This is a genomic window from Streptomyces syringium (assembly GCF_017876625.1).
Lineage (GTDB): Bacteria > Actinomycetota > Actinomycetes > Streptomycetales > Streptomycetaceae > Streptomyces > Streptomyces syringius.
Genome location: NZ_JAGIOH010000001.1, coordinates 7140786 through 7158241, shown reverse-complemented (window position 1 = coordinate 7158241; position 17456 = coordinate 7140786). Strand labels below are relative to the sequence as shown.

Genomic DNA, 17456 nt, shown 5'->3' with positions numbered 1-17456 from the left:
GTCTCCGAGCCGGCCGGGACGAGGAGGAGCCAGGTGCCGCGCGGTGCGGCGGTGGCGGGTGCGGTGAGCGGCTTCCAGGTGACCCGGTAGCGCCAGGCGTCCGCGACGGACTGCTCACGACGGCGGCGGCGCCAGGACGACAGCGCCGGCACCATCGCCGTCACCGTCTCCCCGTCCAGCTCCAGCGAATCAGCGAGCGAACCCAGATCCTCCCGCTCCACCGCCGACCAGAACTCGGCATCCACCGGATCCACCGACCCGGCCACCGGAGCGGCAACCACCTCCGGCCAGAACCGCTCCCGCTGGAACGCGTACGTCGGCAACTCCACCCGCCGCGCACCCGAACCCGCGAAGAAACCGGACCAGTCCACGGACACCCCGTGCACGTGGGCGTCGACGAGCGCGGCGGTGAGTGCCGACTCCTCGGGGCGGCCCCGGCGCAGCAGGGGGACCAGCACGGTGTGCGGGTCGTCGGCGAGGCTCTCGCGGGCCATGCCGCAGAGCACGCCGTCGGGGCCGAGTTCCAGGAAGGTGCGTACGCCGTGCTCGGCCAGCCAGTTCACGCCGTCGGCGAAACGGACCGCGTCGCGGACGTGGCGCACCCAGTAGGCCGGGGAGCACACCTGCTCGGCGGTGGCGAGCCGGCCGGTGGTGTTGGACACGAAGGGGATGGCGGGCGCGTGGTAGGTGACGCCTTCGGCGACGCGGCGGAAGTCGTCGAGCATCGCGTCCATCAGCGGCGAGTGGAAGGCGTGGCTCACCCGCAGCAGCCGGGTCTTGCGCCCGTCGGCCTCGAAGCGGGCGGCGAGGTCCACCACGATGTCCTCGTCGCCGGAGACGACCAGCGAGGAGGGGCCGTTGACGGCCGCGAGGGACACCCGGTCGGTGTGGTCGGCCAGCAGCGGGAGGACCTCGTCCTCGGTGGCCTGGACGGCCGCCATGGCACCCCCGGCCGGGAGGGCCTGCATCAGCCGGCCGCGCGCGGCCACGAGGGCGCAAGCGTCCTCCAGGGACAGCACCCCGGCGACGTGCGCGGCGGCGAGTTCGCCGATGGAGTGCCCGGCGAGGTAGTCGGGGCGGATGCCCCAGGACTCGACGAGGCGGAAGAGTGCCACCTCGACGGCGAACAGGGCGGGCTGGGCGTAGCCGGTCGCATCGAGCAGCTCCGCCTCGGGCGTGCCGTCCCCGGCGAAGACCACCTCGCGCAGGGGGCGGTCGAGGGCGGTGTCCATCCGGGCGATCACCGCATCCAGCGCGTCGGCGAACACCGGGTACCGCTCGTAGAGTTCCCGGCCCATGCCGGGGCGCTGGCTGCCCTGTCCGGTGAAGAGGAACGCCAGCCGGCCACGGCCGGCGGTGCCCGTGCGGACGCCCGGGGCGGTGGTGCCGTCGCGCAGGGCGGCGAGGCCGCGCAGCAGTTCCTCGCGCTCCCCCGCCACGACGCCCGCCCGGCGGTCGAAGCCGGTCCGGGAGGTGGCCAGGGAGAAGGCGAGGTCGGTGAGGTGGAGTCCGGGCCGCTCGGCGAGCAGGGACAGCAGCCGGTCGGCCTGGGCGCGCAGGGCGGTGTCGCTCTTGGCGGACAGCGTCAGGGGCACGATGCCGGGCGCGGGCCCGCTCGCGGGCGCCGCCGGTTCGTCGGCAAGGGGTGCCTGTTCGAGGATGGTGTGCACGTTGGTGCCGCTGAGTCCGAAGGAGGACACACCGGCCCGGCGGGCACGCCCGGTCTCGGGCCACGCGGCCGGCTCGGTCAGCAGCTCGATGGCGCCGGCCGACCAGTCCACGTGGGACGAGGGGGTCTCGGCGTGCAGCGTCCTCGGCAGGACGCCCTCGCGCAGCGCCATGACCATTTTGATGACGCTCGCGACGCCGGAGGCCATCTGGGTGTGGCCGATGTTGGTCTTGACCGACCCGAGCAGCAACGGCCGCTCGCGGTCCTGGCCGTAGGTGGCCAGCAGGGCCTGGGCCTCGATCGGGTCGCCCAGGGCGGTGCCGGTGCCGTGTCCGTCGACCGCGTCGACGTCGGCGGGCGTGAGGCCGCCGTTGGCGAGGGCCTGGCGGATGACGCGCTGCTGGGAGGGGCCGTTGGGGGCCGTCAGACCGTTGGAGGCGCCGTCCTGGTTGATGGCGCTGGCGCGCACCACGGCGAGGATCTCGTGGCCGTTGCGGCGGGCGTCGGAGAGCCGCTCCAGCAGGACGAGGCCGACGCCCTCGGCGAGGGTCATGCCGTCCGCGTCGTCGGAGTACGCCTTGCAGCGGCCGTCGACGGCGAGGGCGCGCTGGCGGCTGAAGCCGATGAAGGCGTTCGGGGTGGCCATGATGCTGACGCCGCCGGCGAGGGCGAGGGAGCTCTCGCCGTTGCGCAGCGACTGGCAGGCCAGGTGCATGGCGACCAGCGAGGAGGAGCAGGCCGTGTCGAGCGTGACCGCGGGACCCTCGAAGCCGAAGAGGTAGGAGACCCGGCCGGAGAGGATGCTGGAGAGGGTGCCGGTGACCATGTGGCCCTCGGATCCCTCGGTGGCGTTGGCGGCGCCGGTGCCGTAGTCCTGGTAGCTCGCGCCGATGAAGGTGCCGGTCGAGCTGCCCCGCAGGGAGTCGGGGTCGATGCCGGCGCCTTCGAGTGCCTCCCAGGCGGTTTCCAGCAGCAGCCGCTGCTGGGGGTCCATGGCCAGGGCCTCACGCGGGGAGATGCCGAAGAAGGAGGCGTCGAAGTCCGCGACGTCCCGCAGGAATCCACCCTGGACGGAGTAGGTCTTGCCGTGGCTGTCGGGGTCCGGGTCGTAGAGCCCCTCGGCGTCCCAGCCGCGGTCGGCGGGGAAGCCGGAGACGGCGTCGGTGCCGTTCATGACGAGGTCCCACAGCGCCTGCGCCGAGCCGACCCCGCCGGGGTAGCGGCAGCTCATTCCGACGATGGCGATCGGCTCGTCGGTGAGTGCGGCGGAGGCCGCCGGGGCGGCCGCGGCGATGTCCGTGCCCGCGATCTCGGCGCGCAGGAACTCCACGAGCGCGAGGGGGGTGGGGTAGTCGAAGACCATGGTCGTCGGCAGCCGCAGCCCGGTGATCTCCCGGAGGCGGTTGCGCAGGCCCACGGCGGTCAGCGAGTCGAAGCCGACGTCACGGAAGGCACGCTGGTCGGACAGTGCCTCGGCCGAGGTGTAGCCGAGGACGCCCGCCGCCTCGGAGCGGACGAGCTCCAGCAGTTGGCGTTCCTGCTCGACGGCCGGGAGGGCCCGCAGCCGGGCCGCGAACTCCCCTTCGCCGCCCTTGCGCACGCTTCTCTCGGCGGCCTCGGCCAGTCGGCGGACCTCGGGCACCTCGTCGAAGAGCGTGGTGGGACGGCCGGAGGTGAACACCGGGTGGTAGGTGTCCCAGGCGACGCCCGCGATGGCGAGCACCGTCTCGTCGTCGTCCAGGGCGCGCCGCATGCCGGCCAGCGCCAGCCGGGCGTCCATGAACTCCAGGCCGCTGCCGCGGATCTGGTCGGGGTCGACCCGGCCGAGGCCGAGGTCGTCGGCCCAGATGCCCCAGTGCAGGGACGTGGCGGTGACCCCGCGGGCGCGGCGGTTCTCGGCGAGCGCGCTGACGAAGGCGTTGCCCGCCACGTAGGCGGCGTGCTGTCCGCTGCCCCACATGCCGGCGGCCGAGGAGAAGAGGACGAAGGCGTCCAGCTCGGCGTCGTCGAGCAGTTCGTCGAGGTTCTGTGCCCCGGCGACCTTGGCGTGGACGACCTTGGCGAAGGCCTCCATGGTGGTCTCCGCCAGGGAGTGCAGCTCGATGACGGCGGCGGTGTGGATGGCCGTGCGGATGGTGTGGCCGTCGGCCTTCAGGCCGGCGATCAGTTCGGCGAGCGCGTCGCGGTCGGTGATGTCGCAGGCGACGACGGAGGCCTCGGCGCCCTGTTCGGCGAGTTCGGCCACCAGCTCGGCGGCGCCGGGGGCGTTCATGCCGCTGCGGCTGACGAGGACGAGGCGCTCGGCGCCCTGGCCCGCGAGCCATCGTGCGATGTGGGGGCCGAGGGTGCCCGTGCCGCCGGTGATCAGTGTGGTGCCCCGGGGCGACCACGCACGGTCGGGGTTCGGTTCGCCGGCCGGGGCGGGGAGCACCCGCCGGGTGAAGACGCCGGAGGGGCGGATCGCGAGCTGGTCCTCGCCGGTGGTGCCGGCGAGGGCGGCGGCCAGGCGCTGTCCGGCGCGCTCGTCGAGCGTTCCGGGCAGGTCGATCATGCCGCCCCAGCGCTGCGGGTGTTCCAGCGCGGCCGTCCAGCCGACGCCCTGCACCTGCGCCTGCACCGGGTTGGTGACCAGGTCCGAACGGCCGGTCGACACCGCGCCACGGGTCACGCACCACAGCGGCGCGTCGATGCCCGCGTCGCCCAGGGCCTGGACGAGCGCCACGGTCAGCGCGAGGCCGGAGGCCAGCGCCGGGTGGGCGGCACAGGGCTGCTCGGCCGCGGCCAGCACCGAGACGATGCCGGTGACGTCGCCGGCGTCCCGCAGCCGGGCCGCGAGAACGGCGCGGTCGACGCAGGACTCGTCCAGGACCAGACGGCGCACCTCGGCGCCCTGGCCGCTCAGCGCGGCCACCACGTCGTCGTCCGCGATGCCCTCGGCACCGACCACCAGCCAGGTGCCCGACAGCGAAACCTGCGGCACACCGCTCAGCGGCGACCAGGCCACGCGGTAACGCCAGGCGTCCAGCGCGGACTGCTCACGCCGCTGGCGGCGCCACGACGACAGTCCGGGCAGCACGGCGGCGAGGGACTTCTCGTCGATGTGCAGGCTCGAGGTGAGGGCGGAGACGTCCTGCTGCTCGACGGCCGCCCAGAAGGCATCGTCGGCGGGGTCCGTCGTGGCCGTCCGGTCGGTTTCGGAGGGCACGATCCACAGGTGCTCGTGCTGGAAGGCGTACGTGGGCAGGTCGACGCGGCGGGCACCGGCGGCGGTGAGGTCCACCGGCCATGCGACGTCCGTGCCCCGGACGAACACCTCGGCCAGCGAGGTCAGGAACCGCCGCAGGCCGCCCTCGTCACGCCGCAGCGTGCCGGTCACCAGCCCCTGGCCGGTGGCGTCGTCGAGCATGTCCTGGACGCCGACGGTCAGCACCGGGTGGGAGCTGACCTCCACGAACACCCGGTGGTTGGTGCCGAGGAGCGACTGTACGGCCGCTTCGAACTCGACGGTGTTGCGCAGGTTGCGATGCCAGTACTCGGCGTCCATGCCGCTGGTGTCGAGCCACGCGCCGGTGACCGTCGAAAGGAACGGCACGTCGGACTCGCGGGGCCGGATCGGCCCCAGCTCGGACAGCAACTCCTCGTGCAGGTCCTCGACCTGCGCGGAGTGCGAGGCGTAGTCCACCGCGATCCGCCGCACCCGGACACCCTCGTCCGTGAGCCGCGCGGTCAGCTCGTCCAGACCCTCCGGGTCACCGGACACCACCACCGAACGCGGCCCGTTGACAGCGGCGACGGACACCCGGCCCGCGAAACCACCCAAGCGCCCCTCGACCTCGGCCACGGGCAGCGCGACGGACATCATCCCGCCACGGCCCGCCAGCCGACGGCCGATCGCCTGACTGCGCAGCGCCACCACCCGCGCGCCGTCCTCCAACGACAACGCACCCGACACCACCGCAGCCGCGATCTCACCCTGCGAATGACCCACCACGGCGTCGGGACGCACGCCGTGCTCCTGCCACAACGCGGCCAACGACACCATCATCGCGAACGATGCCGGCTGGACGACGTCGACCCGCTCCAGGGAGGGGGCGTCCGGTGCCTGGCGCAGGACGTCGGTCAGCGACCAGTCGACGAACGGGCTGAGGGCATCGGCGCATTGGGCGATGCGCTCGGCGAAGACGGGCGACTCCGCCAGCAGGCGGGCGCCCATGCCCACCCACTGCGAACCCTGGCCGGGGAACACGAACACCGTCTTGCCGTCGACGTCCGCGGCACCGCGCACGACGGCGGGCGACGACGCGTCGGCGGCGACGGCCCGCAGTCCGGTCAGCAGCTCCTCGCGGTCCGTGCCGACGACGACCGCGCGGTGTTCGAACAGCGAGCGTGCCGACGTCAGGGAGAAGGCGACGTCGGCCGGGCGCCAACCCGGCTCGGCCTCCACGGCCGACGCCAGGCTCGCCGCCTGGTCCCGTACGGCGGGTGCGCTGCGCGCGGACACCACCCAGGGGAGCAGCACGTCGCTGTCGGCCGCCGGGGCGGCGGGCTCCTCGGCCGCCGGTTCCCCGTCCCGCGGTGCTTCCTCCAGGACCGCGTGCGCGTTCGTGCCGCTGATGCCGAAGGACGACACCGCGCAGCGGCGCGGCCGCTCCCCCGCCGGCCAGGCGACCGGCTCGGTGAGCAGCTCGACCGCACCGGCCGACCAGTCGACGTGGGAAGAGGCGTTGTCGCTGTGCAGCGACTTCGGCAGCAGGCCGTGGCGCATCGCCATGACCATCTTGATGACGCCGGCGACGCCGGAGGCCGACTGGGTGTGGCCGATGTTGGATTTCACCGAGCCGAGCAGCAGCGGCCGGTCCGCGTCGCGGTCACGGCCGTAGGTGACCTGGAGTGCCTGGGCCTCGATGGGGTCGCCGAGCGGGGTGCCGGTGCCGTGGGCCTCCACCGCGTCGACGTCGGAGGGGGTCAGTCGCGCGTTGGCGAGGGCCTGGCGGATGACGCGCTGCTGGGAGGGGCCGTTGGGGGCGGTCAGACCGTTGGACGCGCCGTCCTGGTTGATGGCGCTGCCGCGCACGACCGCGAGGACGGGGTGGCCGTTGCGGCGGGCGTCGGAGAGCCGCTCGACGAGCAGGATGCCGACGCCCTCGGCGAGCGCGAAGCCGTCCGCTTCCTCGGCGAACGCCTTGGACCGGCCGTCGGTGGCCAGGGCCCGCTGGCGGCTGAAGGCCACGAACGGGTCGGTGGTCGTCATGACGGTGACGCCGCCCGCGACCGCGAGGGTCGTCTCGCCGTTGCGCAGCGACTGGCAGGCCAGGTGCAGGGCGACCAGCGACGACGAGCAGGCCGTGTCGACGGTGACGGCCGGGCCTTCCAGGCCGAAGACGTAGGAGACCCGGCCGGAGAGGACGCTGGGCTGGCTGCCGGTGACCATGTGGCCCTCGGAGCCGGGCTCGGCGCCGCCGCGGCCGTACTCCTGGTAGCTGGAGCCGATGAACGTGCCGGTCAGGCTGGAGCGCAGCGAGGCGGGGTCGATGCCGGCCCGTTCGACGGCCTCCCAGGTGGTCTCCAGCAGCAGTCGCTGCTGGGGGTCCATGCCCAGCGCCTCACGCGGGGAGATCCCGAAGAAGCCGGGGTCGAACTCGCCGGCCTCGTGCAGGAATCCGCCCTGCGTCGTGTAGGTCGTGCCGGCCCGGTCGGGGTCCGGGTCGTAGAGGCCGGTGGTGTCCCAGCCGCGGTTGGCGGGGAACTCCGAGATGGCGTCCACGCCGTCCGCGACGAGCCGCCAGAGCTGCTCGGGCGAGGTGACCCCGCCCGGGTAGCGGCAGCTCATGCCGATGATCGCGATCGGTTCGTCGTCGGCCGCCGCCGAGGTGGCGACCGGGCCGGCCACGTCGATGCCGGCGCCGAGGATCTCGGCGCCCAGGTAGCGCGCCAGGGCCAGCGGGGTGGGGTAGTCGAAGACCATGGTGGCCGGCAGGGTGAGACCGGTGACCGTGCCGAGGCGCTTGCGCAGCTCCACGGCGGTCAGCGAGTCGAACCCGGCCTCGCGGAAGGCCCGTTGTCCGGGGACGGAGTCCGCCGAGTCGTGGCCGAGGACCGCGGCGGCCTCGTCGCGGACCAGGTCCACCAGCAGCCGCTCCCGCTCCTCCGCGCCCAGGGCGCGCAGGCGTGCGGCGTACTCGGAGGCGGCACCCGTCTCGTGCTCGGTGCTCAGCCGCAGGTCGCGGATCTCGGGCAGGTCGGCGAGCAGCGCGCTGGGGCGCATCGCGGCGAACAGCGGGAAGTAGCGCTCCCAGTCGACGTCGGCGACGGTGACGGTGACGTCCCCCTGGACGACCGCGCGCCGCAGTTCGGTCATGGCGGACCGCGGGGTGAGGAAGCCCAGGCCCTGGCGGACCAGGCTGTCGGAGATGGCGTCGTCGACGGCCATGCCGGCCTCGGCCCACGGGCCCCAGGCCACACAGGTCGCGGCCAGGCCGTGGGCGCGGCGGTGCTCGGCCAGGGCGTCGAGGTAGGCGTTGGCGGCGCCGTAGGCGCTCTGGCCGCCGCTGCCCCAGACACCGGCGATCGAGCCGAAGAGGACGAACAGGTCGAGTTCGCGGTCCCCGAGCAGGGCGTGGAGATTGGCCGCGCCCGCGGCCTTGGCCGACATCAGTTCGGCGAAGGCGGCGACGGGGGTCTGCTCCAGGGGTGCGGCCTGGCCGACGCCCGCGGTGTGCACGACACCGGTCAGCGGCAGCTCCTCGGGCACGCCCGCGAGCACCGCGGCCAGCGCGTCGCGGTCGGCGACGTCGCAGGCGACGATCTCGACGCGGGAGCCCAGCGCCTGAAGTTCGGCGCGGAGTGCGTCCGCGCCGGGGGCGTCGGGGCCGCGGCGGCTGGTGAGCACCAGGTTCTCGGCGCCGGAGCGGGCGAGCCAGCGGGCGACGTCGGCGCCGAGCGCCCCGGTGCCGCCGGTGATCAGCACGGTGCTGCGGGCGGTGAAGGCCGTCTCGGCGGGCAGGTCCCCGGCGACGGCGCGGGCGAGGCGGCGGCCGGAGAGGCCGGAGGCGCGGACCGCCACCTGGTCCTCGCCGTCGAGGCCGGCCAGGACGCCCAGCAGGCGCTGGACGGCGTGCTTGTCGAGCACCTCGGGCAGGTCGACGAGTCCGCCCCAGCCCCGCGGGTACTCCAGGGCGGCGACACGGCCGAGGCCCCACGCGGCGGCCTGGGCGGGCCGGGTGACGGGGTCGGCGGGGCCGGTCGACACGGCGCCGCGGGTGGCGGTCCACAGCCGGGCGCCGAGCCCGCTGTCGCCGAGTGCCTGCGTGAGGGCGACCGTCAGGGCGAGTCCGGTGGTGAGCGGCGGGCAGGCCGTGCTCGGGCGCTCGTCGAGCGGGAGGAGGGACAGGACGCCCGTGAGGCCCTCGGCGTCCTCCAAGGCGGTGAGCCGCTCGGCGAGGACGCCCCGGTCGGCGCACGCGTCGTCGAGCACCAGGGAGCGGGCCTGCGTGCCGTGGGCGTTCAGCGCGGCGAGCAGGACGTCGTGGAGCGCGCCGTCGGTCCCGTCGGTGGTGACGAGCAGCCAGCTGCCGTCCGCCGCCGGGGCGGCGGCCCCGCGCAGCCGGGTCCACTCGACCCGGTAGCGCCAGGTGTCGAGGAGGGCCTTCTCCTGGTTGCCCTGGCGCCAGGACGACAGGGCGGGCAGCAGCGAGCCGAGCGAGGAGACCTGCTCGTCCGCCAGACCGAGGATGGCGGCCAGTTCATCGGCGTCGCCCCGCTCCACGGCGGCCCACAGCCGCTGGTGTGCGGGGTCGGCGGACGCGTCGGCGGTCACGGTCACCGGGGACGGGCCCTGCGGCCAGTAGAACTCGCGCTGGAAGGCGTACGTCGGCAGGTCCACCCGGCGGGCGCCGGAGCCCGCGAAGAAGGCGGACCAGTCCACGCTCACGCCGTGCACCTGCAGGCGCGCCAGCGCCGCGGTGACGGTCTGCTCCTCCGGGCGGTCGGCGCGCAGCACGGGGACGAGCAGGGCGCCGTGTTCGTCGCCGAGGGTGTCCTGTGCCATGGCGGACAGCACACCGTCGGGGCCGAGTTCCACGAAGGTGCTCACGCCCGCGTCGCGCAGGGTGCGGACGCCGTCGGCGAAGCGGACGGCGCCGCGCACGTGCCGGGTCCAGTAGTCGGGGGAGCGCAGCTCCTCCTCGGTGGCGAGCCGCCCGGTCAGGTTCGACACCAGGGGGATGGCCGGTGCCGCGTAGGTCAGCGACTCGGCGACGCGCCGGAAGTCGTCCAGCATCGCGTCCATGCGGGGCGAGTGGAAGGCATGGCTGACCCGCAGCCGCCTGGTCTTGCGCCCCTCCGCCGCGAGGCGGTCGGCGATGTCCCGGGCGGCGTCCTCGTCACCGGCGACGACGACCGACGCCGGTCCGTTGACCGCGGCGATCGAGACCCCGTCGGTCAGCAGCGGCAGGACCTCCTCCTCGGTGGCCTGGACGGCCACCATGGCGCCACCGGCCGGCAGCGCCTCCATGAGTCCGGCGCGGGCGGCGACCAGCGCGCAGGCGTCGGTGAGCGTCAGGACGCCCGCGACGTGCGCGGCGGCGATTTCGCCGATGGAGTGCCCGGTGACGTAGTCGGGGGCGACGCCCCAGGACGCCACGAGGCGGAACAGCGCCACCTCGACGGCGAAGAGCGCGGGCTGGGTCCAGCCCGTACGGTCCAGGAGGGCGGCGTCGGCCGAGTCCGCGGCGGCGAAGAGCACCTCGCGCAGCGGACGGTCCAGATGGGCCTCCAGGCGCGGGGCCAGTTCGGTGAGGACCGCGTCGAGGGCCTCGGCGAAGACGGGGAAGCGCTCGTACAGTTCGCGGCCCATGCCGAGGCGCTGCGCGCCCTGGCCGGCGAAGAGGAACGCCGTCCTGCCGGGGTGGGCGGCCTCGCCCTCGACGAGGTGGGCGTCGGGCCGGTCGGCGGCCAGTGCGGCGAGCGCGCGCAGCAGCGCGTCCCGGTCGCCCGCCACCGCGGCGGCGCGCTGGTCGAAGCGGGAGCGGGTGGTCAGCAGGGAGTGCGCGATGTCGGCGGGGTCCAGCTCGGGGCGCGCCTCGACGTAGGACCGCAGGCGTGCCGCCTGCGCCCGGAGGGCGTCACGGGTGCGGCCGGAGATCAGCCACGGGACCACGGCTGTGGCGTTCGGGGCGGCCGGGGCGGTGCGCTCGGGAGCGGGGGCCGGGGGCTGCTCGATGATGGTGTGGACGTTGGTGCCGCTGATGCCGAAGGAGGAGATGCCCGCCCGGCGGGGGCGGCCGGTCTCGGGCCACGCGGTCTGCTCGGTGAGCAGCTCGACGGCGCCCTCGGTCCAGTCGACCTTGCTGGAGGGGGCGTCGACGTGCAGGGTGCGCGGCAGGACGCCGTGGCGCATCGCCATGATCATCTTGATGACGCCGGCGACACCGGCGGCGGCCTGGGTGTGGCCGATGTTGGACTTCACCGAGCCGAGCAGCAGCGGCCGGTCCGCGTCGCGGTCCCGCCCGTAGGCGGCCAGGAGGGCCTGGGCCTCGATCGGGTCGCCGAGGGTGGTACCGGTGCCGTGGGCCTCGACGGCGTCGACGTCGGCGGGGGTGAGGCCGCCGCTGGCGAGGGCCTGGCGGATGACGCGCTGCTGGGAGGGGCCGTTGGGGGCCGTCAGGCCGTTGGAGGCGCCGTCCTGGTTGATGGCGCTGCCGCGCACGACCGCGAGCACGGGGTGGCCGTTGCGGCGGGCGTCGGAGAGCCGCTCGACGACGAGCACACCGACGCCCTCGGACCATCCGACGCCGTCGGCCGCGTCCGAGAACGCCTTGCAGCGGCCGTCCGCGGACAGCCCGCGCTGCTTGGAGAACTCGACGAACACCGACGGCGTCGACATGACCGTCACACCGCCGGCCAGCGCCAGCGAGCACTCGCCCGCCCGCAGGGCCTGAGCGGCCAGGTGCAGGGTCACCAGCGACGACGAGCAGGCCGTGTCGACGGTGACGGCCGGGCCTTCGAGGCCGAAGGTGTAGGAGACACGGCCCGAGACCAGGCTCGGGGAGGTGCCGCTGCCCTGGAAGCCCTCGAAGTCACCACCGGCGAGCACGGCACTGTAGTCGCTGTACATCACACCGGCGAAGACACCGGTCTGGCTGCCGCGCAGGCTCACCGGGTCGATCCCGGCGCGCTCGACGGCCTCCCAGGAGGCCTCCAGCAGCAGGCGCTGCTGGGAGTCGGTGGCGAGCGCCTCGCGCGGGCTCATGCCGAAGAAGGCGGGGTCGAACTCGCCCGCGTCGTGCAGGAAACCGCCCGAGCGGGTGTAGGCGGTGCCGGGGTGGTCGGGGTCGGGGTGGTACAGGCCGTCGACGTCCCAGCCGCGGTTGGCGGGGAAGCCGGAGACCGCGTCGGTGCCCTCGGTGACGAGCCGCCACAGGTCCTCCGGCGACGTCACGCCGCCCGGGTAGCGGCAGGCCATGCCCACGATCACGATCGGGTCGTCGGTGTCCACGGCCCGCGCGGCGGGCGCGGTGACGGCGGCCTCCGATCCGAGCAGCTCGTCGAGGACGTACCCGGCCAGGGTGCGCACGCTCGGGTAGTCGAAGACGAGGGTGGCGGGCAGCCGGAGCCCGGTCACGGTGTTCAGCCGGTTGCGCAGCTCGACCGCGGTCAGCGAGTCGAAGCCGAGGTCGCGGAACGGGCGGGCGACGTCGATCTCCTCGGCGTCGGCGTGCCCGAGCACCAGGGCCACCTGACCGCGCACCAGATCCAGCAGGGCCTCGTCACGGTCGGCGTCGGCCAGCCGTCCCAGGCGCTGCACGAGGCCGGTGGCGGTGCTCGATCCGGCCACGGCGGCGCGCCGGGCGCGGGTACGGATGAGGCCGCGCAGCAGGGGCGGTACGTCGCCGCTCGCGCGGAACGCGGACAGGGACAGGTCGAGGCGGACCGGCAGGACGACGGGCTCGTCGGTGGCCAGGGCCGCGTCGAACAGCGCGAGGCCCTGCTCGGCCGACAGCGCGGGCATGCCCGCACGGGCCAGCCGCTGGAGATCGGCTTCGGTGAGCGTGCCGGTCATGCCACCGGACTGGTCCCAGGGCCCCCACACCAGGGAGACGCCGGGCAGGCCCTCCTCGCGGCGCCGCTGGACGAGCGCGTCGAGGAAGGCGTTGCCTGCGGCGTAGTTGCCCTGGCCGGCACCGCCGAAGGTGCCGGCGACGGAGGAGAACACCACGAAGGCGGTCAGGTCCGCGTCGCGGGTCAGCTCGTGCAGGTTCCACACCGCGTCGGCCTTCGGACGCAGCACCGCGTCGACGCGCTCGGGCGTCAGGGAGGCGATGACCCCGTCGTCGAGGACACCCGCCGCGTGCACCACGGCGGTGACCGGGTGCCGGTCCAGCAGGTCGGCGAGAGCCTCACGGTCGGCGATGTCGCAGGCGGCCACCACGGCCTCGGCGCCCAGCTCCGCCAGCTCCGCGACCAGGTCCGGGACGCCGTCGGCGGCCGGGCCCCGGCGGCTCACCAACAGCAGCCGTCGCACGCCGTGTTCGGTCACCAGGTGCCGTGCCACGACCGCGCCCAGGCCGCTGGTGCCGCCGGTGACGAGCACCCGGCCCTCGGCGTCCCATACGGCTGCCCCGGACACGGCGTCCGACACCGGCACCCGGGCCAGGCGCGCGGCCTTCAGCTCGCCCGCGCGGACGGCCAGCTGCGGCTCGTCGGAGGCCAGCGCCCGCGTGAGCGCGGCGGCCGAAGCGTCGTTGCCGGTCTCCGTCTCCAGGTCCAGCAGGCCGAAGCAGCCGGGGTTCTCCGTCTGCGCCGAGCGCACCAGACCCCACACCGCGGCCGCGGCCGGGTCGCCGCCGCCCAGGGCGCCCCGGGTGACGAACACCAGGCGCGAGCCGACGAACCGCTCGTCGGCCAGCCAGTCCTGAAGGTGGCGCAGGGTCCGGGCGACCAGCGCGTGCGCGGAGCCGATGGTCTGGTCACCGGCCTCACCGGCGGCGGGGATCAGCACCACGGCCGGTATCGCCGCGTCAGCAGCCGTCAAGGACGCCAGGTCCTGATGGAGCACCGCGCCCGGCAGGGCGCCGGCCAGGCCGAGGGCGTCGGAGCCCACCAGGGCCACCGACTCCGGCGCGGCCGCCTCGGCCCGTACCGGTGCCCAGTCCAGGCGGAAGAGCGCGTCGCGGGCCGCGCCGGCGTCACCGAGGCGCTGCTCCGAGACCGGACGCAGCACCAGGGAGTCGACGGAGGCGACCGGCTCGCCGGAGGTGTCGGCGACGGCGATCGAGACCGTGCCCTCACCGGCCGGGGCGAGCCGGACCCGCAGCGCCGTGGCGCCGGTGGCGTGCAGCGACACGCCCTCCCACGAGAACGGCAGCCCGCCTTGGCCCTGCGCGCCGAGGTCGGTGAACCCGGCCGCGTGCAGCGCCGAGTCCAGCAGCGCGGGGTGGAGGCCGAAGGCACCCGCGTCGGCCTCGCCGCCCTCGGGCAGGCTCACCTCGGCGAACACCTCGCCGCCGAGCCGCCAGGCGGCCCGCAGGCCCTGGAACGTGGTGCCGTAGCCGAACCCGTCCTCCGCGAGGCGGTCGTAGTGGCCGTCGAGCGCCACCGGCTCGGCGCCCGCCGGGGGCCATACGGTCGCGTCGAACGGCACCCGGTGCTCGCCGGCGGTGAGCACACCGGTGGCGTGCTGCGTCCACGGCAGTTCGTCGGCACCGTCCGGACGGGAGTAGACGTTGAGGGTGCGGCGGCCGGACTCGTCGGGGCTGCCGATCCACAACTGGACCTGGATGCCGCCCTGTTCGGGCAGGGTCAGCGGGGCGGCGAGGGTCAGCTCCTCGACCCGGTCGCAGCCGACCTCGTCGCCGGCGCGGATGGCCAGCTCCAGGAAGGCGGTGCCGGGCAGCAGCACCGTGCCGCGTACGGCGTGGTCGGCGAGCCAGGGGTGGGAGCGCAGCGACAGCCGGCCGGTGAGCAGGGCGCCGTCGGAGTCGGCGAGGGAGACCGCCGCGGACAGCAGCGGGTGGTGTGCCACGCCGAGTCCCGCGGCGCGCAGGTCGCCGGACTGGCCGGGGTTGTCCTTGGGCCAGTACCGCCGCCGCTGGAAGGCGTAGGTCGGCAGGTCGACGCGGCGCGCTCCGGTGCCCTCGAAGTAGGCGCCCCAGGTCACCGGGACGCCTCGGGTGTGGAGACCGGCGAGGCCGGTGGTCGCGGCCTGGGCCTCGGGGCGGCCGGCGCGCAGCAGGGGCAGGGCGGCGCGGTCGTCGGCGCCGGCTTCGTCGAGGCAGCTCTGGGCCATGGCGGCGAGGACGCCGTCGGGGCCGAGCTCCAGAAAGGTGGTCACGCCGTGGTCGCGCAGCCAGTCGACGCCGTCGGCGAAGCGGACGGCCCGGCGGACGTGGTCGACCCAGTAGTCGGTGGAGGTGACCTGGGCGACGGTCACCGGCTCGCCGGTCACGTTCGACACGAACGGCATCAGCGGGGCCTGGAGGGTCAGCCCGGACACCACCGCGCGGAACTCGTCGAGCATCGGCTCCATGAGCGGCGAGTGGAAGGCGTGGGAGACGCGCAGTCGCTTGGTCTTGCGGCCGTCTGCCTCCAGGCGGGCGACGACGGAGGCGAGCGCGTCCTCGGCGCCGGCGATGACGACGGCGCCCGGGCCGTTGACCGCGGCGACGGACACCCGGTCGGTGTGGTCGGCCAGCAGCGGCTGGATCTCGTCCTCGGTGGCCTGGACGGCCACCATGGCGCCACCGGCCGGCAGTGCCTGCATGAGCCGGCCGCGGGCGGCGACCAGGGCGGCCGCGTCGCTCAGCGACAGCACCCCGGCGACGTGGGCAGCGACGACCTCGCCGATGGAGTGGCCGGCGAGGAAGTCGGGCTTGACGCCCCACGACCGGGTCAGCCGGAAGAGGGCCACCTCGACGGCGAACAGGGCGGGCTGGGCCCAGCGGGTGCGCTCCAGTTCCTCCTCCCGCTCGCCCCACATGACGTCGCGCAGCGACCCGTCCAGGTGGAGGTCCAGTGCGGCGAGGGCTTCGTCGAGCGCCGCGGCGAAGACGGGGAACCGCTCGTACAGCTCGCGCCCCATGCCGAGGCGTTGGCTGCCCTGGCCGGAGAAGAGGAAGGCGAGTTTGCCCTCGCCCCGGGTGGTGCCCTGCACGCAGCCGGGCGCCGGGCGGTCCTCGGCCAGGGCGGTCAGCCCGGCGATGACGTCGTCGTGTCCGGCGGCGACGAGCACGGCGCGGTGCTCCAGGCCGGCGCGCGAGGTGGCCAGCGAGTACGCGGTGTCGAGGACGCCGGGCCGGGGGTCGGCGGTCAGGGCGGACAGCAGTCGTCCGGCCTGGGCCCGCAGGGCCTCACGGGTGCGGCCGGAGAGCATCACCGGCACGACACCCGGGGCGACGGTGACGTCCGCCGGGCCCTCGGTCTCGTTCGCGGGCTCGGGCTCCGGGGCCTGCTCGACGATGGTGTGGGCGTTGGTGCCGCTGATGCCGAAGGAGGAGACGGCGGCGCGCATCGGCCGACCGGTCTCGGGCCAGGCGGTGTTCTCCGTGAGGAGCCGGACGGCGCCCTCGGACCAGTCCACGTGGGAGGAGGGGGCGTCGACCAGCAAGGTCCTGGGCAGCACGCCGTGGCGCATGGCCATGACCATCTTGATGACACCGGCGACACCGGCGGCGGCCTGGGTGTGGCTGATGTTCGACTTGACCGAGCCGAGCAGCAGCGGCCGGCTCTCGTCGCGGCCCCGGCCGTACGTGGCGAGCAGTGCCTGGGCCTCGACGGGGTCGCCCAGCGTGGTGCCCGTGCCGTGTGCCTCGACGACGTCGACCTCGTCGGCCGACAGCCGGGCGTTGACCAGTGCCTGCTGGATCACCGCTTGCTGGGAGGGGCCGTTCGGGGCGGTCAGGCCGTTGGACGCGCCGTCCTGGTTGACGGCCGAGCCGCGCACCACGGCGAGGATCTCGTGCCCGTTGCGCTGGGCGTCGGAGAGTCGCTCCAGCACCAGCACACCGACGCCCTCCGCCCAGCCGGTGCCGTCGGCGGAGTCGGCGAAGGAGCGGCAGCGGCCGTCGGCGGACAGCCCGCCCTGGCGGCTGAACTCGACGAACGTCGTGGGGCTCGCCATGACCGTGACACCGCCGGCCAGCGCCAGCGAGCACTCGCCCGCGCGCAGCGCCTGGGCGGCGAGGTGGAGGGCCACGAGCGAGGAGGAGCAGGCGGTGTCGACGGTCACGGCGGGACCGACGGCACCGAAGACGTAGGAGATACGGCCGGACAGCACACTGCCGGTGTTGCCGGTGAGCTGGAAGCCCTCGACGCCGTCGGCGGGGCCGAGGCGGTAGTCCTGGGCCATCGCGCCCATGAAGACACCGGTCCGGGTGCCCCGGATGGAGGTGGGGTCGATGCCGGCCCGCTCGAAGGCCTCCCAGGACGACTCCAGCAGCACCCGCTGCTGCGGGTCCATGGCCACGGCCTCGCGCGGCGAGATCCCGAAGAAGCCGGTGTCGAATTCGGCCGCGTCGTGCAGGAAGCCACCGGAATTGGTCTGCGAGGCGGCGAGGGCCTCGGGGTCCCAGCCACGGTCCGTGGGGAAGTCGGTGATGCCGTTCCCGCCGGCCTCGACCATCCGCCACAGGTCCTCCGGGCCGGCCACACCGCCCGGGTAGCGGCAGGTCATGCCGATGATGGCGATGGGCTCCTGGGAGGCCGCCTCGAGGTCCTGCACCCGCTGCCGTGTCCGTCGGAGGTCGGCTGTCGCTCGCTTGAGGTAGTCCCGGAGCTTCTGTTCGTTGTCCAT

Annotated in this window: 1 protein-coding gene (only partly in view); it reads right to left on the bottom strand. The window is 74.8% G+C overall.

Going from position 1 to position 17456, the window contains the following annotated elements; translation table 11 throughout:
- A protein-coding gene (locus tag JO379_RS31010; protein WP_209518048.1) for a type I polyketide synthase crosses the window boundary here: on the bottom strand, nt 1–17456 show its 5' portion. It extends 10927 nt beyond the left edge of the window; only the first 17456 of its 28383 coding nucleotides appear in the window; the start codon lies at nt 17454–17456; the stop codon falls past the left edge of the window.